This is a genomic window from Algibacter sp. L1A34 (genome assembly GCF_009796805.1).
Lineage (GTDB): Bacteria > Bacteroidota > Bacteroidia > Flavobacteriales > Flavobacteriaceae > Algibacter.
Window position 1 is genome coordinate 3962878 of the sequence record NZ_CP047029.1, and the last position, 19162, is coordinate 3982039.

Consider the following 19162-nt stretch of genomic DNA (forward strand, 5'->3'; position numbering starts at 1 on the left):
TTTTTGTTTTTTTTAAAATTGTACATTAACACCAATTCTTATCAAAGAAGGAACAGGATAGGCTGCATTATCATGACCAAGACTGATAACTCGGGTTCCTGAAAGCGAAACATCAGGATTATATCCAGAATACTTAGTAATTACAAATAAATTTGATGCTGAAGTGTATAATCTCAGATTATTCAGTCCTAAACTTTGCGTTACCTTTCTAGGGAAATTATAACCTAAGGTTATATTTTGCAACCTAATAAATGAACCATTTTCAATAAACCTATCACTAAAAACATATTGTCCATTATTTTCGCTATTTAATCTTGGATAAACTGAGCTTGGATCTGTAGCTGTCCAAGCCTCCTTAACTATACTCGATTGCTGGTTACCACTAAAAGCTAAGGTCTGTAAAGACATCATGTTAGCAATCTCATTACCTACTTGTCCATCTATGAAGAAGCTAAGGTCAATATTTCCAAATGAGAATGAATTATTTATTCCAAAAACCACATCAGGTTGTGCTCTACCAATTACTTGTTGATCCTCCCCGTTTATAATTCCATTTCCATCAATATCCTCATATAATTGTGCCCCTGGGTTTAGCTGTGTAGTACTTCTAGGTGCTTTTCCTGTTACTCCTTCAACCAATGTATAGTTAGCTGCTGGATTTGCATTATATGTATCTATGCGCTCTTGTTCTGAAAGGCCTTGAAATTCTACAAAATCATCAAACTGCGCTATTCCAGCAGTTTTATATCCGTAGAAAGCACCAAATTCTTCACCTATAATTAATCTTTGAGTGTCTGTAACAATACCCCATTGTAAACCAGCTTGAACATAATCTGCTGGCAAATCTTTAATAATGGTTTTCCCAAAACTTACATTTCCTCCTAAAGTCCAACTAAATTTTGGTTTGCTAATAATATTAGCATTCATAGAAAACTCAAATCCATTCGTTTCAAGAGATCCATAATTTTTAGTAAAATCAGTAAAACCAGAATGCGAAGGAATATCTATGCCATTAAAGAGTAAATCTTCTGTTATTTTATTATAGTATTCTACAGTACCTGTTATTTTATTTTTATACAATCCAAAATCTATTCCAAAATCTAACTGCTTTGTATATTCCCATTTTAAGTCTGCATTTGGTAATTGCGCAGGAGCAACAATAGTAACTGCAGCTTCACCTCCACTACCATCTCCAAAGATATGTTGATCTGTTCCTAGAATAGACAATGATTGATATGGTGCTACAGATTGATTTCCAGAATATCCGTAACTTAATCTTAATTTTAAATTGGATATTACATTCGTGTTTTTGATAAAATTCTCTTTATGAAGATTGTATGCCGCAGCTGCTGCTGGGAAAAACCCCCATTTATTATTTTCTGCAAATCTTGAAGAAGCATCCGCTCTAGCCGTAAATGTAAAAAGTAACTTACTGTTATAATTATAATTTAACCTACCAAAGAATGAAAGCAAGTTAGAATCAACAGCACTAATAACATCATCATCTTGATATGTTGCAGATCCTGGGTCATAGATACCTAAAATATCATTGGCAAAACCAAAATTCGACGTTCTAACAGAGAAACTCTGACTCGTATTGATAGACTGACCAATCATTGTTGTGAATTTGTGTTTCTTCCCAAAATCAAAATTATAATTAAAAGTATTTTGATTTACAAGTCCCGTAGACCTACTATCCTGGGTTTTTGCCCATCCACTTCTACCATCTTGAGTACCGCTTCTTGTAGAAAGAGATTTTAACTGATAAAATGTTTGTCCAACATATCTAGTATAATAGGATACATCTGACCTAAAGTACATGTTTTTATTTAATTTGTATTTCAAGAACACACTTCCTCTAAATTCATTAATAATGTTATTATATATATTACCTTCTAAAGCTTCTAATGGAGAATATAAAGTCAAGTCACCATTAGTTCCATCAACATCATCAAACTCAAAAACAGCATCAGAAGCAACAGTTGGTGCGGTTCTAAGCGCTCTACTAATAACACTATTTGTTCCGTATGCACCTTCTGTATTCGTTGATGTACTTTTTTGATTTGACGTTACATTTGTGTAATTAATTCTTGTTCCAAAGGACAATTTATCATTCACCTTTGTATCTAAATTCAAACGACTTGCGATACGATTAAAATCTGTTCCTTTAAGTATTCCATCAATATTGGAAATATTAGTAGAAAAATTATATGTAGTAGCCTCACTACCTCCACTTATACCTACATTAAAATTTGTACTTTGACCTGTTCTAAAGATTTCATCTTGCCAATTTGTTGTAGGCAACTCTCCTGCAAGAGCACTTTGTAAATCATCTTGAGAAACACGATTTGGATCACCATCATTTGTATACGCCTCGTTCCTAACTATAGTATACTCATTAGCATCAAGTACATCATAATATTTTCTTATCTGTGCCAAACCAGTATCAGAGCTAATTTGCACTTTTCCTTTCCCTGACTTCCCTGTTTTTGTAGTAATTAAAATAACTCCGTTTGCCCCTCTTGATCCGTAAATAGCCGTAGAAGAAGCATCTTTTAAAACCTCAATAGACTCTATATCAGACGGGTTAATTGTTGACAAAGGACTCATACTCGCTGATTGACTTTCAGCATTTAAGCCCTCTATTTGCTCGTTATCAAAAGGGATACCATCTACAACATACAAAGGTTCTGAACCATTCGTAGAAGTAATACCTCTAATTCTAATACTTGCCCCAGCACCTGGAACACCAGAGGTTTGTGTTACCAATACACCTGCTGCTCTACCAGCCAATGCCTGATCTAAAGATACGGCTCCTACTTTGGTAATCTCTTTAGCTTTTACGGATACAACAGCTCCCGTTAAATCGCTCTTCTTTACCGAACCATAACCAATAACAACTACCTCATCTAAGGCCTCGGTATCTTCTAACATGATAATTTTAAGATTCCTATTACTCAATAAAGAAACAAGTTGTTCTTTATATCCAATATAAGAAACTATTAATAATTTATCATCTACTGGTTCTGAAACTTTGATCGTAAAGTTCCCATCAAAATCAGTGACACCACCAACTTTACTTCCTTTTACAATTATTGTAGCACCAGGAAGAGGGTTTTCATTTTTATCTACAACAAGCCCAGAAACATTCTGCGTTTGACCCAATAACAGCATTGAGTTAAACAACATAAATGCACTTAATAATTTTTTCATAATTTTAGTTTAGTTAATAGTTAGGTTTTATAATTCCATCTTGATTTATAAAACACTTTTTAGTTTGTATGCCAAATTTAGTGTCAAATCCTAAAAATGAATTTCTTAAATCACTTTTTTTGTTGCTCAAAAAACCGATTTTCTAAATTTTTACGCTTTTATTACCTAGTATTTGTTTTTGGTAGCCAAAATAGAATTCGAAATTTTCTAATTCTTTATTTTACCTCTGCAATTTTTATTTTATCTAAAAAAAGAATAAATTAATAAGAGTAATTCATTTAAAAAGAGATGTAAGGTAAATTTGAATTCATCTTGTTATTTAGGACAAAATGGAAGCAATAAGTGAACAAGAAAAACAGGAAACTTATAAACAAATGCAAATTGGTTAGTCGTTTCTTTGAGAACAAAATTCCCCGTTTTTGGAAGAGAGACAATAAATACTCTAAAAAAAAACTACTTTTAAATAATTTTAAAAGGATTGTGAATTAATTAGGATTTTTTTGAGTATTCAGAAGGTGTGACACCGTGTAGTTTTTTAAACGAGGTAGAAAAATATGACTTAGAACTAATACCTATTTGATACATCACTTCATTAATATTCGCGCCATCATTTTTATTCAATAATTCTGCGGCCCTTTGTAGTCTAAAGTTTCGTAAATAAGCATTGGGAATTTGACCTGTAAGTTGTTTTAGTCGTTTATAAAAATGAGAAGTACTTAAATTCATTTTTGCTGATAATTCTACAACACCAAAATTAGTGTCTGAAATATTTCCCTCTATAACTTCAATAATATCACTTAAAAATGCTTTATCTCGAGTAGATAATTCGATTCCTTTTTTCGGAATTGAACTGTTCTTTTTGAAATGTTCTTTTATTCTAATATGATTTTCGATCAGTTTTTTTATACGTAATTTTAAAACTTTTATAGAGAAAGGCTTGCTTAGGTATTCGTCTGCTCCAAACTCTAAACCTTTAATGATATCTTCGTTAGTACCTAATGCCGTGAGCAGTAATACAGGGATATGACATGTTTCAGTGTTTGATTTAATTTTCTCGCAAAAAGCAAATCCATCCATTTCTGGCATCATAACATCACTAATTACCAGGGTTGGTTCTCTTAATTTTATTTTTTCTAAGCCTTCTAAACCGTTATTTGCTAAGGTAATAGAATATGTTCTCGAAAGTGTACTGGTTAAAAAGTTTTGTACATCTTCTTCGTCTTCAACAATCAATAAATGGTGTTCCTTTAATTCATCATTTAAAGTTTCATTTTTATATTCGGTTGATAATGGTACCCAATCTTTAATAAATGATTTTGTAGTGGTGTTTACTTCAATATTATTATAATCTTCAATGTTGCCAATAGGTATTAAAACTGTAAACCTGGTTTCTTTAAAAGGTTCACTTTTTACAGAAATATCTCCTTCAAATAAATTGATAAGCGATTTACAAAATGCAAGACCTATTCCACCTCCACTTAATTTATTTTCATTATTTCCTAATTGGTAAAATCTTTCGAAAATATTATCCAAATCTTCTGCAGGTATCCCTTTACCATTGTCTATAACATCTATTTGTATCATTTTTGTTCCGTTTTTATGAATGATATCAGATTCGATACTAATGTTTCCGTTGGCAGGTGTATTTTTAAAGGCGTTGGATAGTAAATTGAAAAGGATTCGTTCTACTTTTTCTGTGTCTATTACAATGTATTCATTAGGCGAATTAACTTTGTAAAAGAAATTTATGTTTTTTTCGGTAGCATAATTTTCAAATGCTTCTGTAGTTGGGTATATAAAACCTCCTAAAGTATTCTGACTAAAATTTAAGTCTAAATAACCTTGCTCTGCTTTTCTAAAGGTTATTAATTGATCTACTAAACTAAGTAGCCGTTTGGTATTCTTTTGAATAATAGCTAAATACTTAGTCTTTTCGGAATCTTTATTAATGGAAATTATATGTTCTAACGGTCCTGAAATTAACGTAAGTGGTGTTCTAAATTCATGTGATATATTGGTAAAATATCTAAATTTCCCTTGGTTTATGGTGTCCAATCGTTCTTTGTCGAGTTGTTCATATTTTAAGCGCTGTTTTAGCTTTTCATGCTGAACAAAATAAATAATAATACCAGCACATATTAAAACGGTTAGTAAAACAAAAAGCAAATAACTCCACCAAGTTTGATACCATGGTGGTAAAATTACAACAGCTAAGCTCTTTATTTCGTTGCTCCAAACACCATCACCGTTTGAGGCTTTTACCTGAAACACATAATCGCCCGCAGAAAGATTAGTATAGGTTGCTGTAGTTTTTCCGTTTGGATCTTCAATCCAAGTATCGTAAAACCCCTTTAGTCTGTAAGCTAATTTATTTTTCGATGGCGTAGAGGTGTGTTCTGCTACCAATTGAAAAGCAACAATGTGTTCGTTTTGGCTTATAGAAATGCTTTCTGTTTCTGAAATGGACTTATTTAGAACAACATTATCATCAAGCTTCTCACCAATTTTTATTACTTTATTATTTACAAGTAAAGCCGTGATTATTATTTTTGGAGGCGTGGTGTTTAATTGAATATTTTTAGGTTTAAAAAGTGTTAAACCATTTAATCCTCCAAAATAAAAATAGCCAGATGAACCTTTAAAATATGCACCTTTTCTAAAATTGTTTTGAGCTAAACCATCGTCTCTTACATCGTAAACATTTGTTTTAGTAGTCTCAGTATTAAATTTAACTAATCCCATATCTGTACTAAGCCATAGGTTGGTGTCGTTTTCTGGTAAAATACCATAAATGGCATCATCTGGTAAAATATCGTTTTTCCTGAAATAATCTATTTTAATTGGCGTACCAGTATCATCTAAAGTTATTTTATTTAACCCACCACCAAATGTACCAACCCAAATATTGCCCTTAGGGTCATCATAGAGTGAGAAAACAGTTGAGTAGCTTAATTTCAATCTGTTATTTCCTTCATCAGAAATTTGATTCTCAATATTGATTTTTTCTCCATCAAAAGTTCCATACAGCAAACCTTTATTGGTGCCGAACCATAGTTTTTTATGTTTGTCTATTATTAGGGTCTGAAATACAATTTTATAATCAAAATCTAAAATGCTTTTAACTTCTAATTCAGGATCTGTTTTATTTTTTATGCTAGTCCATGGATTTTCTACTATTGTAATTTGATTACCTGCAAAAAGTAAATGGTTCTCATCTATTTGGTGGATAATATGGTATAATTGTTTAGGAATTATTTTTCCGTTATGTTTAAAATCAACATGTTTAAAATTGTTTTTTAAAGGATTGTAAACCATTATATTTGAATCTGTAGCAAACCAGATATATCCTGCTTTGTCTTCATATATATTTGTTATTATATCAGAGTCTTCTTTTAAACTATTTTGATTTAATACATTTTCAAACTTAATGTTGTTTACGGTTTTATCATTGATTATTTCAGTACTTCTAAATAAGTCTTTATTATATGTGGAGATCCATAATTTACCTTTACTATCTTCCAAAATGGAATTTATTAAATTATCAGAGATGGAGTGTTTGTCAAATGGGTTTTTTGAATAGTTAATAAATTGCTTTTGAGCAATGTCCAATTTATTAATACCTCCTTGCCCTGTTCCAATCCATAAAACATTATAATTGTCTTGATAAAGGGCATTGATAATATTACTGCTCAGTCCATTTTCATTTTTCTGAGTATGTAAATAGTTTAAAAACCTGTCTTCTTTTTCTAGATATTTTAAAAGACCATGTTTTTCTGTTCCAACCCAAACAATATCATTGTTATCTTCAAAAATAGTATTTATTCTTATAGGCGATTTGATATCACCAATATCATATTTACGAATAATTTGTATGCGACTATTTTTAAAACTTGTTTTGAATAAACCATCAAAGGTCCCTATCCAAAGCATGTCTTTTATGTTTTTTATTGTAGAAATATTGTAATTATGAAATTTTTCAAAATCAATTATTTTTTCAATTCTTGAATTAATACCTGTTGATTCCTTACTGAAAAAAGCTTCTTTAAGACCTTTAGAAGTAGCTAAGAGCAGTGCGTTGTTATCCGTAAAACTGAATTGTTTTATAGTAGCTATGTTGGTGTAAGCATCTAAAGAAATATTTGATACTTTAAAAACGCCATTAATAACATCTTCAATATTGCAAGCATATAATTTATTTTCGCCCGAGAACCAAATTGCTCCATTAGGACCAGAGCTAATATGGCTAATGTTTAATTTAGAATCTATAGGTATGGTATGAAATTTTTCAAGCCAGGGCACATATACATTTATTCCTTGTTTGGTACCTATCCATAATAAACCAGAAGGATCATTATATAAATGTGTAATGTAATTACTTGATATGCTCCCGTCGCTTTTGCTTTGCGTGGTATAAGTTGTAAAGTCGTACCCGTCATATTTTATAAGGCCATTAGGAGTGCCAAACCATAATAAACCATAACGGTCTTTGGTTATTGTAATTACCGTATTTTGATTAAACCCTTCTTTATTCGAAAACTTTTCAAAATTTTGAGCGCTTAAAATACATGAACCAGATAAACTAAAACATATGCAAATAATTAATAAAATTGGTTTGATATGTTTTAGAGCTATAGTCATTAAACTAGTTTTTTTTAGTTTTAATTTATTTTTATTAGCAGAATACATCAAAGATAAAAATAGAGATTAATAATTTTTTAAAAAATGATTTTAATTATCCAACTTTTTTTTCAAATCCAGATTAAATAGTAATATATTTTCTATATTCTTTTAACGAATAGCTATTTTAATTACTGCAGCGCTAGCGGGAAGCATTTTGATCTCTATAACATCATCTTTTACCATTCCAATTTTGCATAGTCGAGTCCATTTTTTATCCCAACTTCCATCTTCATTGATTCTCTCTCCACCTATGGTCACATCATCTGAACCTCCCGAGATATCATTATTTTTTCCTCTCAAAAATATAATTTTCGCCGTTTTGGCTTTCACTTTAGTATCTAACTTGATCTGTACAATCTGTTCTTTAGCTTCGTCACCATGTTCTTTATTAATAATGGTTATAGACGTCATCTTATCATCCAACGTTGCGTATACAGCAATATCCGTTGACGGATTGTCAACTGGTAACATCTTCCCCTGGCCACCAAGATCAAAAAGTTTCATTCCATAAGCCAGCGGCTTCACTTTGTAACCGTTATCGCCGGTAATAAAGACTGCGTATTGGCAACCCGGGGCTCCGCTGGTATCATCACCGGTGTGAAAATTAATACCCTCGGACTTATGCGCGGCCCACCAATAAAGATAGTCCAAGCCCCATAATGCAGAGGCGTAACTGTCACTCACTCCTTTTAGTCCACTCATATAATAGCTGTTGCTCTCGGTTAAGCGGTACTTGATTTCCGTGCCCTCGATCGCTGTGGCCAAGTTCTCATAAATGGTTTCGTATTTTTTATACGCTAAATGGGATAACATTCTTTCACGCGATTCGACCCCGTCTCTGGGGATGAGCGCTACCCCTTTGGCTCTTTGGGGATTTTCATACGAGCAGCCGAAAGGGTAACTGTGTCGACCAAGTTTAACAAGGGGGCCGGGGATGTTGCCGAATTCACGTACCATATTTTGAGCCAACTCCACAGGGTTGGGGTTCTGATCCGGACCGCAAAACGTCGCTTCGGGATAAACCGCAACAATCGCGTCATGAATGCCTCTCCATTTGGCCGAATAGATGTCCCATTCTTCATAAAAGTAGGGCTCATTGCCGAGGGAGAAAGAGTCTAGAACATCAGCGTATTCTGCACCGATAAATTTGGCTGCTTGAGCGGCATAATCAATATTGTATTTTGCTATTATCGGATCTTCTATTTTCACAAGGCCGTCCTGACGAAAAGGATCTTTTTCGTTATTAAAATTGTCCTTCAGACGAAAAGAATAGATGACCTTTACTCCAGCGGCTCGGGCAAATTCAAACGTATTGGCAAGTTGATCTTCAGTGGGACCAGGATTTTTGTTGTAATCCAAGGTGTTGCCACCAAGACGCAGGCTTTTTATACCTAGTGTTTTTAACATAGCAATGAGCGGCTTGTTATCGGGGCGAAAATAGGCAAGTTCACCTTTTTTAGGTTGCAGCAGCTCTATTTCGTAACTCAAGCCAATTGAGGTCGGTGATATTACATGTCCTGGATTACCAGTTGATACGGATATTGTAACCGGGTCAGTTTGAGCATTTACAATGAAAGATAATAGTACACTACAGATACTAATATAGTTTATTAGTTTTTTCATTGGAACTCGTCTTTTCATAATTTGATGTTTAAATATTTATTCGTTACAACTCGGGTACTCAATTTTATTTTTCCTCTAGCACTTCTAAACCTCTACCTGAATACTTATGAAAGTATGGAAATACTCCATCACCATGATCCATGTATTCATGCGCAGATTTCCAAAAAGACCCATTCCTGTACCCTCTATATTCAGAAGTATATGGCTGCTTACGTATTTTTGCGATAACACTTTTTAATTGCAAACGTGTTTTATATATATCCATTAAACGAACATGCATAAACATAGTATCCCATTTACCATATTCCGCTTTGTGAGCTTCCACAATTATTTTTTCAATTTCTACCAAAGCAAGCTCCATCGCATTTGCAAAATCTTGTGGGTTTAGATTTTTCTCATAAGCTTCCAATGCATCTGCCACAATTTGTAATGCTTTTGCAGAGTACATATGTACTGCTACTTGATATGTAAAATGTGCTTGATAAAAATCCTTTTTATCTTCAGGGATTTCTTCTGATATTTTTAAGGTTGATTTCCATAAACTAGGAAAGAAATCTGCTGTTTCGGCTAGAGGTTCTTTTGTCTGAGCCAGATTATTCATTCTTTTTCTACCTTTTGTACTTTCTATCATTGCATTAATAGTTTTACCTTTGGCAATTCCATCTCCAAAACGTTGCAATGCAGCTTGTATTAGATACTGTAACAAGTGCTCACCTCGAGCTCCTAACCATCTATCTCCTGAAGGCATTTTTTCTCGCATATAAGGAATATTGTAATAGTGTAATCGTAAATCTGTTAACTCTGAAGCTAATTCCTCTCCAAATTCTTTAGCATACCACCCCTTTAAATAATCTTTCATAGATGCTTCAGGAGATTTACTAAGAGCAGGTGTTGCATCCCATAAAAAGTCATTAATTGCATTCACAGATAGTGCTGCTGGACGAATACCACTCACATTAATTACCGCATATTTTGTAGCTCCTTTATCTACATAACGTTTTAATTCTTTATAAAAACGTGCAGGTGGAACTCCTTCTGTAGTACGGTTTTGTGTTAACATCATCATCATTACATGATAGTACAAACCATCTCCTTTCTCCAAATATTTTCCACCACTATCTCTCATAAAACCACGACCATCATCAGCAAACATTTTGGTCACTCCTTCAGGTATTTTTAATAATCCTTTATTGTAAAATGCTCCTTGTTCATTCCAAAGTGCAGCTACTATGGTTGCATCTGGCTGGTATTTTCTAATAATATCTGTTTGTGCTTGCATTGCTTCGGCAATTACTTTTGCTCTTCCTTCCTCCGTTTTTGGAGCCGCAGGATCGCTATGCCAAAAAGCACCATCACTTTCACCTCTAAAACCAATAGTCCAAACAATTTCTTTATCTGCTTGTACTTTTATTGCTTTTTCCCAAGCATCTAACAAAATTTCTTTTTCTGTAATAAACGAAAAAGGAACTTTTTTAGGCCAGTTCATCATATTTAAACCAACAGGTGTAACATGATGATGATTTACAGCAACCCCTCTTCTTTTACATAAATCGTACACATTCGCATCTGGATATTGTGCAGACTCTGGAATAATCATATTTCCTTTGGTTCTTAACAAAGTTTCCAAAATTTTATCCATCCACTCTGATGCAATTACATTTCCTCCTAAAGGATCGCGGTGCATACCATCATGCAACTCTTCATCATTTATAAACCAACCTCTATACTCAAATGTTGGCTTTTTAGATTTGATTTCAAAGTCTGCCTTTACTGCTATTTCCGATTGCTTTTTTGGAATATGGTCTGTAAAAACATACATAGGATTTATCCCTAAAACTTTTTCTGTAAAAGTATAAATAGCATAAATAGTTCCTCTATCATCTGCTCCAGCAGCAACAATGGCAGAGTTATTATTTTTTGATTTTATTTTATCTAAAAAAATATGAAAATGCTCTTTCTCTTTAGGAAGCTTAACGTTTGTTAAATTTTTAATATTTTTTGAAGATCCAAATACAATAACTGGACCATCCCAGTTACTGCTTGAATTGTTATGAAAAATTACAGGTGGGTAACCGAAAACTTTATACCAATCCTTTTCGGCATCTTTTATAGCCTTTTGTATTGGCATTCTTTTATAATCTGCATCAGTAATTACCCAAGGTGTATCACCAGTGATCTTTATGCCATTTACAACTTTTGTTTGTGCATTCATCGCAATAACAAAAGCATATAAAAAAAGTGTTAAAAAGGTTATTTTTCTTGAAAAATTGTTTTTCATAATTTATATATTCATTTTATTCAAACATTCTACTTAACTAAAACTAGTCAACCCAAAATAACTTTTTAAAAGCAGGGATTTTCATATTCTATTTCCCTTCAAGGTTTCTCGTTTTTAGACTACATAATCATAACCACTCTATATTGAAAACCAAACAATTTACACTAAACTGTCTTCATATTGGATAATTATTTTTTAATGATTTTAAACGTTTCTGTTAGTCCATTTTCAGAAACAACTTTTAAAACATAAACTCCAGACGATAGCTCTAAAAGATCAAAGTTAGTCTCATTCCTCGGAAAGCTCTTAACCAACTGTCCACTCATACTATACACCTCTACTTGAGGTACATTTTCTGAAAATGTAAATGTTGATTCTACTAGATCTGAATATACTCGAATAGTGTTATCATTCTCGAAATCTATACTACTATTACTAAGAAACTCACATGAAACAGCGGTAGCGTTAGGGCCTTCAACCTTCATATAGTCAATATTACCTAAACCAGTATCACTTACAGACTCTAATCTTATATCTTTAATTCCTTCTGACAAATCAACAGTAACAGAAGTATTTTCTTCCCAAACTGTCCAATTCCCCGTAGCGTCAAGCGTAATGTTATTTAAAACAGGCTCTCCATTTACCAATAAATTTCCTATCCTATCATTTGGACAGGCATGATTCCATGTAAAGGTATATGAACCGGCATCTCCCAATATTTTCCAATTCAATCCATTACCTGTAGCATCATCAGTATTGGCAAAACCATCTCCTGTGTAACCTGGTTGATTATCATTAATCTCCCCATCAACGGAACAAAAACCAGTCTCGTTTTCTTGTATCATAAAAGAGCTTATAATTTCACTATTATCTCTTATTAATAATTCATTAGAATTGAATTTTTCTCCTGGAATAAAGCAATCGTTACAAATTACATCTGAAAGCAGTACCATATTGTCTGTACCAACTTGTGAATTATCGTCACTCTCGGGGATAATATAACCTAACATAGCCACCCATTCTGTTTTTCCGTCATAAGGCTGATAGATATCTCTATCTGTAAAATCCGGATGTATAAACTCTTTTCTTCCACAAATAGCATAGGGATCTGTAGTCAAATTATAACTACCAGTATCATTGTCTTTTATCAAAAATAAAGGCACCGAGTTTGTAACAGGAAGTGCATAAGTGTATGCTATCGGTTCAGAATCTGTCGTTGGCATAGAATTCGTGAAAATATTTTGATCATCTACACTAGTAATGTAAAGCGGCAACATTTCAGATGCTTCCTTACTAATGTCTACAATACCATATTCTACCTTATCAACTAAATCATACGATTTTTGAATAACTTCATCTTGTTCACCCAAAACCATATAAATACGTTTAAAAAAACCTCTACCAGGCCCAACATCTGTACTATTATTAAAAGCTGTCATAATAGTAATATCCCTTGTGGAATTAGGAACCCCAGAGATACCAATACTACATAGTGATTTTCTAGGTTGCCAACTTTCTCCATAATGCTTATCCAAACCATGAACAGTACTTATGGTTAACGCTGAAGGATTATCCATTCCATTTTCATCTAATAGCGTTGTTTTGGCTACCCAACCTCCTGCATCGGCGATATTAAATCGAGTCGGATAAGCACCTTCAAACTGCTCAAAACTAACCCCGTCAGGCATAGATTTTATAGAGTTTGCAAATACTGAGAGACGCATCATAGCCCAAGGCATAGCAATGTCTCCATAAGTATTAGATCCGAAATTATATCCGTAATAGGTAATCTCTAACACATTATCGCCTATATGACGATATTTGTGATAGAACATTATGTCTCCTCTATTTATACTTGGTTTTACTACTGGTCCCCAGTTAACACAACTATAACTTCGATCACCTTCATCAAACTCTTCTGCAAATAACGGATGATAAAAAGGGTTTTCTGGATCCATAACAGGATCAAAATCTGTACGAACATACATACCAGCCCCATGAACAAATCCATTTGCGTAAGGAATACCATCCATCAATACACTATCATCATGATTTATTTTATCTCTCCATGTTTGAAGGACCACATCATCTACCCAAGGACTCTCACCTCTAGCACCTGCTTGCGGTGGAATTAACTCCCCTGTACCTTCTAAAATCCAAGAATATATTTGTCCTCCTTTACCTATTCTAATAGACCAATCAAGATCATCTGATGTATGATTCAATTGCGTATGAAAAACATCATCTTCATCCCAAGGTTGACCTGGAAACCAATCTGACTCTGTCCAGTTTTCATCTGCAGTAGTTAATGATAAACTACTTGTTCCTTGCGTTGCCGTTGGTGTGATGCCAAAAGCATCAAAAACATTAAAAAAAGAATTTTGCCCTTGTACTTTAGTAGTGGTAATGACAACTAACAAAAACACAAGTTTAACTATCAATATTTTCATAATCATTTATTTGTAGAAAGATCTATATAATCTTACTATACTAAAGCAAATATTTTCCCTTAAAAGAAGGATTTTAATAAATTCAAAGACTTAGAAGTTGTTCAATTGGGATGTTAATTTTAAATTATTTAATCTTTATATTAGATTTAATTGAAGCAATATAAAAATCAATCTCTTCTGCTAAGTAATCAGAATCAGATGAAGGGTTTTCATTTACTGTATAATATTTTCTACCATTAGAATGCCCTGCAAGTGCCCTTCCAAAAAGAATTTTAACTTTCGTATATTTGTTTATGTTTGAAGCATGTTCATTGTTAACTTTAATTGTTCCTTTAAGTGTTTGCCAACCAGGTTTAAAATCTTTTAAATAACAGGGTACTTGCCTTCTTTTAACACCATTTCCATCAATAACAAAAACAATTTTACGTTGCTCTTTTGGCACAGAACTCAAATCAAAACCATCTATTTCTAAATTTACTGAAACATATATTTTCACTTCAAAATCAACAAGTAAAACATCTTCAATTTTCTTACTTTCTAGATCATTTTTAAATTGAAAAGTAACAGATGGAAAACCAGATGTGCTATTTACATTTTTAGTAAACTTAAATGCTTTATGCATATTAACCCCTTCTAAATTAGGTATGAATGGAGTGACAGATATAAAATTAAAATCATCTTTAGACAATTTCTTATCTTGACTTGATATATCTGCTAACTCCATGTTTTTTATACCATTTCCATAATCTAACCATATTTCGGAGCAATTTTGAGCATTTATGGTGTAAGAAAACAACAACGCCAAACTAATTAAATATATTCTTTTCATTATAATATTATATTTTATAATAAAAATGAGGTTATGTTATAATTATAAACAAAACCTCATTTCTTATTTACTCTTTCTTATTTTTTCACAAAACGCTTAACCGTTTTTTGACCATTTTCTGATTCCATATCAATAAGATAAACACCTTTAGAAAAACTACTTATATCTATTTGCTTTACATTAGACTCTTTAACTAGAGAACCTATTGTATTAAAAATTTTAACCGATTCTACATTATCAGATAAAAATATTTTATCCTCTACTGGGTTAGGATAAAACAAAAGTGACTCAGCTTTATTAATATCGTTATTAGTAGATAATACTACACCATTTGCATCTAAGGCAGTATCAGATACTATACTACTAACATAAATAGAAACATCTTCATCTAAAAAGTTAGTACCATCTGTGTAAAACTTTAAACCACTTACTCCATCTAATGCCGTATTACCTAAAAGAAGTGTCGCTTGATCGTACTGGTTTAAATTTGTAGCATCTTGAGTTCTAATTTGAACCTTAAAATCTAACTCTTGCCACCCCGTGTTAAAATCAATTGTAGCACCTAAAGGTCTTGCACTTGTTCTTGTACTAGCTACTCCATCAGAATCTTTTAATTGCAATGTAAACTTCATGTCAGATCCATTATTAGTCATAGCAGACAAATCTACTCCTGTACTACCATCTGGATCTGCAACTATGTATAGAGTAACCTTTACATTAATATCAATTGTAGCAGTAACTGCAGTATCGTCTAAATTCCCATTAAGCTGAACTGTAAAGCTTGGGAATCCTGAAGTTGCAACTGTACTAGCTTTCACATATTTAAATGCTGTCTGGTTTGCAGCACCTGTAGGTAGAGGAACCGCAGGCGAGTCTGAAGTGTAATCATAAAATAGAGTAGATCCTGATGCATCTTGAGATGCAATATTAATTATAGACCCATAAAATTCTGAGTTTCCATAATCCATCCAAACTTTATCAAAAGTTTGTGAACTCGAAGCAAACGAACCAATACATAAAGTTAATAGACTGCTTAAAAATAATTTTGTTTTCATAAAATATTTAGTTTTAATGTTTATAGAGGGTAAAACTAGCTAGAAATCACATTATTTTGTTTCTCTAATTACTTCTTTTATTGCTTATTTCAATTTATTTAAAAATAAAAAAGCTTCTGCAGCTAGCTATTACAGTCGTCTCTTAATAATATTCAGAAGTACTTTAGAATAAGCTTAACTAATTAAATAATATCACTAATCATTTTCTTCATATTTGAATTACAAGTCTGAAAGTTGTTTTTTCTGCTTTTTCTAAATCGTTATTTGAAGTTTATTTATCATTGTCAAACCAAGATTGAGAAATAATTCTTGATTATGGATGCGTTTCACCTAAGTAGTATTTTATGACAGCTGTTTTGTCATTTTTAATGTCTTGGTTTACATTGTATATCAAATTAAATAATTTTGTTTCGGGATTGTAATTTGTTTGCCAAAAATCTTTTCCATGTACTGATTGGTCTACAACTTTCCATTCACCACGATAGTATTTCCATAGCACTGGGTTTGTCACAGAACTTAGTCCAGAAAAAACAATAGGAACATATCCTTTTCCTCCAGTAAGGGTAACAAGTCCTGTGTTATTAGAAGTTTCAACAGTTAAAGGGTAAGAGGTGTGAATAGTATTTGTTGATGATGTTGCTCTTATTTTGTTACCAAGAGACTCTCTATATAACAATTCATACGAATTTCCATAAGTAGTTAATGCATTTAAGAAGTTTTTATTAGGGCCATAATAATCTACAGCTTGTTTAGGGAGTACAACAACTTCTACTAACAGCGCTATTTTATCTCCTTTAGTAAAAGAAGTTACCTCAGGAGGTGTTACCAAACAATAGGAAGTAGGATTGATTTCTTTTTTTTCTGAATATCCTTTAGAACTAGATCTTTCCATCACATAGGGCGTGTTGTTTTCAGTTCCTCCAAAAGTTGCTGAATAATTTCTGATAATCATACCATTATTGGTATCAATTTCTTTTTTGTTTTTAGCACCTTTTTTGTACAATCCATCTCCTGCCCATAGCCATGGGTTATCTCCATTTAAGGCAATTTCACTTGTGGTGTAATCATTAGATCCGTCATTGGTGGGGGTAAATTGACCAATCATACCAGTGTCATTTCCGTAAACAACACTTTGTGTATTAAAATAGTTATAAAAATCACCTCCTAGTTGGAAAATACCAAACCGATTAAAGACCACATTTTCAAGTGCTTCTACGTTTATTTTGTAATAAATTCTTGTAAAATCATCAGATCTATTTATGTGAAACGTATAATCAAACTTTAGTTTTTTGTCTTCAGATATAGCTGAAATCGAAGTTTCGGTTAAGTTTGGAGAGTATGCTTTAAAATCTGTTTTTACTTGTGAGTGATAACTTCTGTTACCAGTTTTATCTTCATAAACAAGTATGTCAATTCCACCAACATTACCTGTCCATCCACATTCTTTAGAATTTCCTCCATAGGCTTCATTGGTGACTAAAAAAGGGCGAACATCTGCACCAATGGATTTTCCATATTCATAATCAGGAGAATGTGTTATAGATTCTCCAAAACTTCCTAAGGCTGCTTCTAACCATGCTCCTCTAGGAAATCCTGCTCCAACGACTGATAATTGGTGAGAAGATGCAGTGTAAGTTTCCCCCCATTTTGCACCTGTTTTTTTGTAAACGAGATTCATTGTTGTGTTTGCAGGAATAATTATTTCGGTATATTCTTTAATCCAAGAACCTGAATAAAATTGTGAGGTAGTATCATGCCAGTTTTTAGAAACCTGAAGAGGCAAACCTGATGGATCTCCATTGCTGTTACAAATGATAGAGTTAAAACCAACTATATTACCTGGGGGAATTTGTCTGAAACATAATTTAACGCTTTGTTCTTTAGAAGATGAATTTTCCAACGTTAAATTAATACTTTGTAATTTATCTGTTGTATCGCAACTACCATATCCCATTGTGTATTTGGGAATATCAATATAATGCATACCTTCATCTTGATTATATGAGATGTTTGATATTTTTTTAACTGAAGGTAATGTTTGTGAAACTGTAATACTTATTTCTTGTTCATCTCTAAAAGCTTCTTTGTATTTAGTAGCTATGTTTTCTGTAATTGCGCAGAATACAATACTTACCTCATATGCAGTACCTGTTAGCAAGTCTTGTTGTGATGTTATTACCGTGATGTTATTACCATTAATAGCAACAGATTCTGCAAGAACTCCTCCTTTTACAACAAAACCTTTGTCATTAATTGCATAAGCATGCAGTTGCCCTGAGTTGTAGTATTTATTGTACTCTGCTGGAATATCAATAGATAGTTGTAGTTGACCATTGGTAATATTTACCGTAGGTTTTACGTGAAAAGTAATTTTAAAACGATTGTGCCAATTGCTAAAATCAATCCCTGTGTAATAAGTGTCTATAGATGGCTTTCCATTAAAATTGGTACTTACAAATCGTCTGTTACTCCAATTTCCAAATTCGGCTAATTGACTATCCTTTCTTCCTGTATTTGTAGGTGTATCACTTTTATCGTAAACAATAGCACCATTTTGAAGAATGGCATAGTTAATATCACCTTTATAATTAGTTGGAAAAATAGCTGAGTTTAATTGCGAGAACCCTTGTTTTTTTGATAAAGAATGTTCGTTAACCAGTAGGCTATTTATAGAAAGGTTTTTATAATCAATGTTTAATGAATAGCTACTGGTGTAATTGGTAAAGCTTCTGTTTTCAGAAATAGAAGATTTCCAATTGTTATTCCAATAAGTATAATTATATGAATTGGCAAAGTTGTCGTAAGATTCTTGATTTACGGCTGTTAAACTACTTTGAGAAAAGCACATGTTACTGTTACTTATTAGCAGTAACATTAGTGTTAACCTTAAAATTACAGAACTAGGCTTTAGATGTTTGTCCATTTTTAGAGTTTAATAGATATTAATAATAGTGTAATAATTAATGTTTAAATAGATAAACGGATTGTTAAAATGTATTTGGAACTTAAATCCTTCGATTTGTTATACAAATTA

General features: G+C 32.6%; 8 protein-coding genes. All 8 read right to left on the minus strand.

Going from position 1 to position 19162, the window contains the following annotated elements; genetic code table 11:
- Positions 1–12: 12 nt before the first annotated feature.
- The 8 genes from GQR97_RS16890 to GQR97_RS16925 all read right to left on the minus strand — a co-directional run bounded on the left by GQR97_RS16890 (position 13) and on the right by GQR97_RS16925 (position 19051).
- Positions 13–3213 carry a SusC/RagA family TonB-linked outer membrane protein gene (locus GQR97_RS16890; RefSeq protein WP_158850524.1) on the minus strand — a complete coding sequence of 1067 codons (3201 nt, stop codon included), beginning with the start codon at positions 3211–3213 and terminating at the stop codon, positions 13–15.
- 489 nt (positions 3214–3702) lie between these two features.
- Positions 3703–7851 carry a hybrid sensor histidine kinase/response regulator transcription factor gene (locus GQR97_RS16895; protein WP_158850526.1) on the minus strand — a complete coding sequence of 1383 codons (4149 nt, stop codon included), beginning with the start codon at positions 7849–7851 and terminating at the stop codon, positions 3703–3705.
- 150 nt (positions 7852–8001) lie between these two features.
- A complete protein-coding gene (locus GQR97_RS16900; RefSeq protein WP_158850528.1) occupies positions 8002–9516 on the minus strand; it encodes a hypothetical protein in 1515 nt (504 codons plus the stop codon).
- 64 nt (positions 9517–9580) lie between these two features.
- Positions 9581–11794 (minus strand): glycosyl hydrolase 115 family protein, encoded by a 2214-nt coding sequence (locus GQR97_RS16905; protein WP_158850530.1) that lies wholly within the window; start codon positions 11792–11794, stop codon positions 9581–9583.
- A gap of 188 nt (positions 11795–11982) precedes the next feature.
- Positions 11983–14244: a T9SS type A sorting domain-containing protein gene (locus GQR97_RS16910; protein WP_158850532.1), complete on the minus strand. Its 2262-nt coding sequence runs from the start codon at positions 14242–14244 to the stop codon at positions 11983–11985.
- A 124-nt stretch (positions 14245–14368) separates the two neighbouring features.
- Positions 14369–15073: a hypothetical protein gene (locus GQR97_RS16915; protein ID WP_158850534.1), complete on the minus strand. Its 705-nt coding sequence runs from the start codon at positions 15071–15073 to the stop codon at positions 14369–14371.
- 77 nt (positions 15074–15150) lie between these two features.
- Positions 15151–16128, minus strand: coding sequence for a T9SS type A sorting domain-containing protein (locus GQR97_RS16920; protein ID WP_158850536.1), 978 nt, complete (start codon positions 16126–16128; stop codon positions 15151–15153).
- 313 nt (positions 16129–16441) lie between these two features.
- Positions 16442–19051, minus strand: coding sequence for a hypothetical protein (locus tag GQR97_RS16925; RefSeq protein ID WP_158850538.1), 2610 nt, complete (start codon positions 19049–19051; stop codon positions 16442–16444).
- Between the last annotated feature and the right edge of the window lie 111 nt (positions 19052–19162).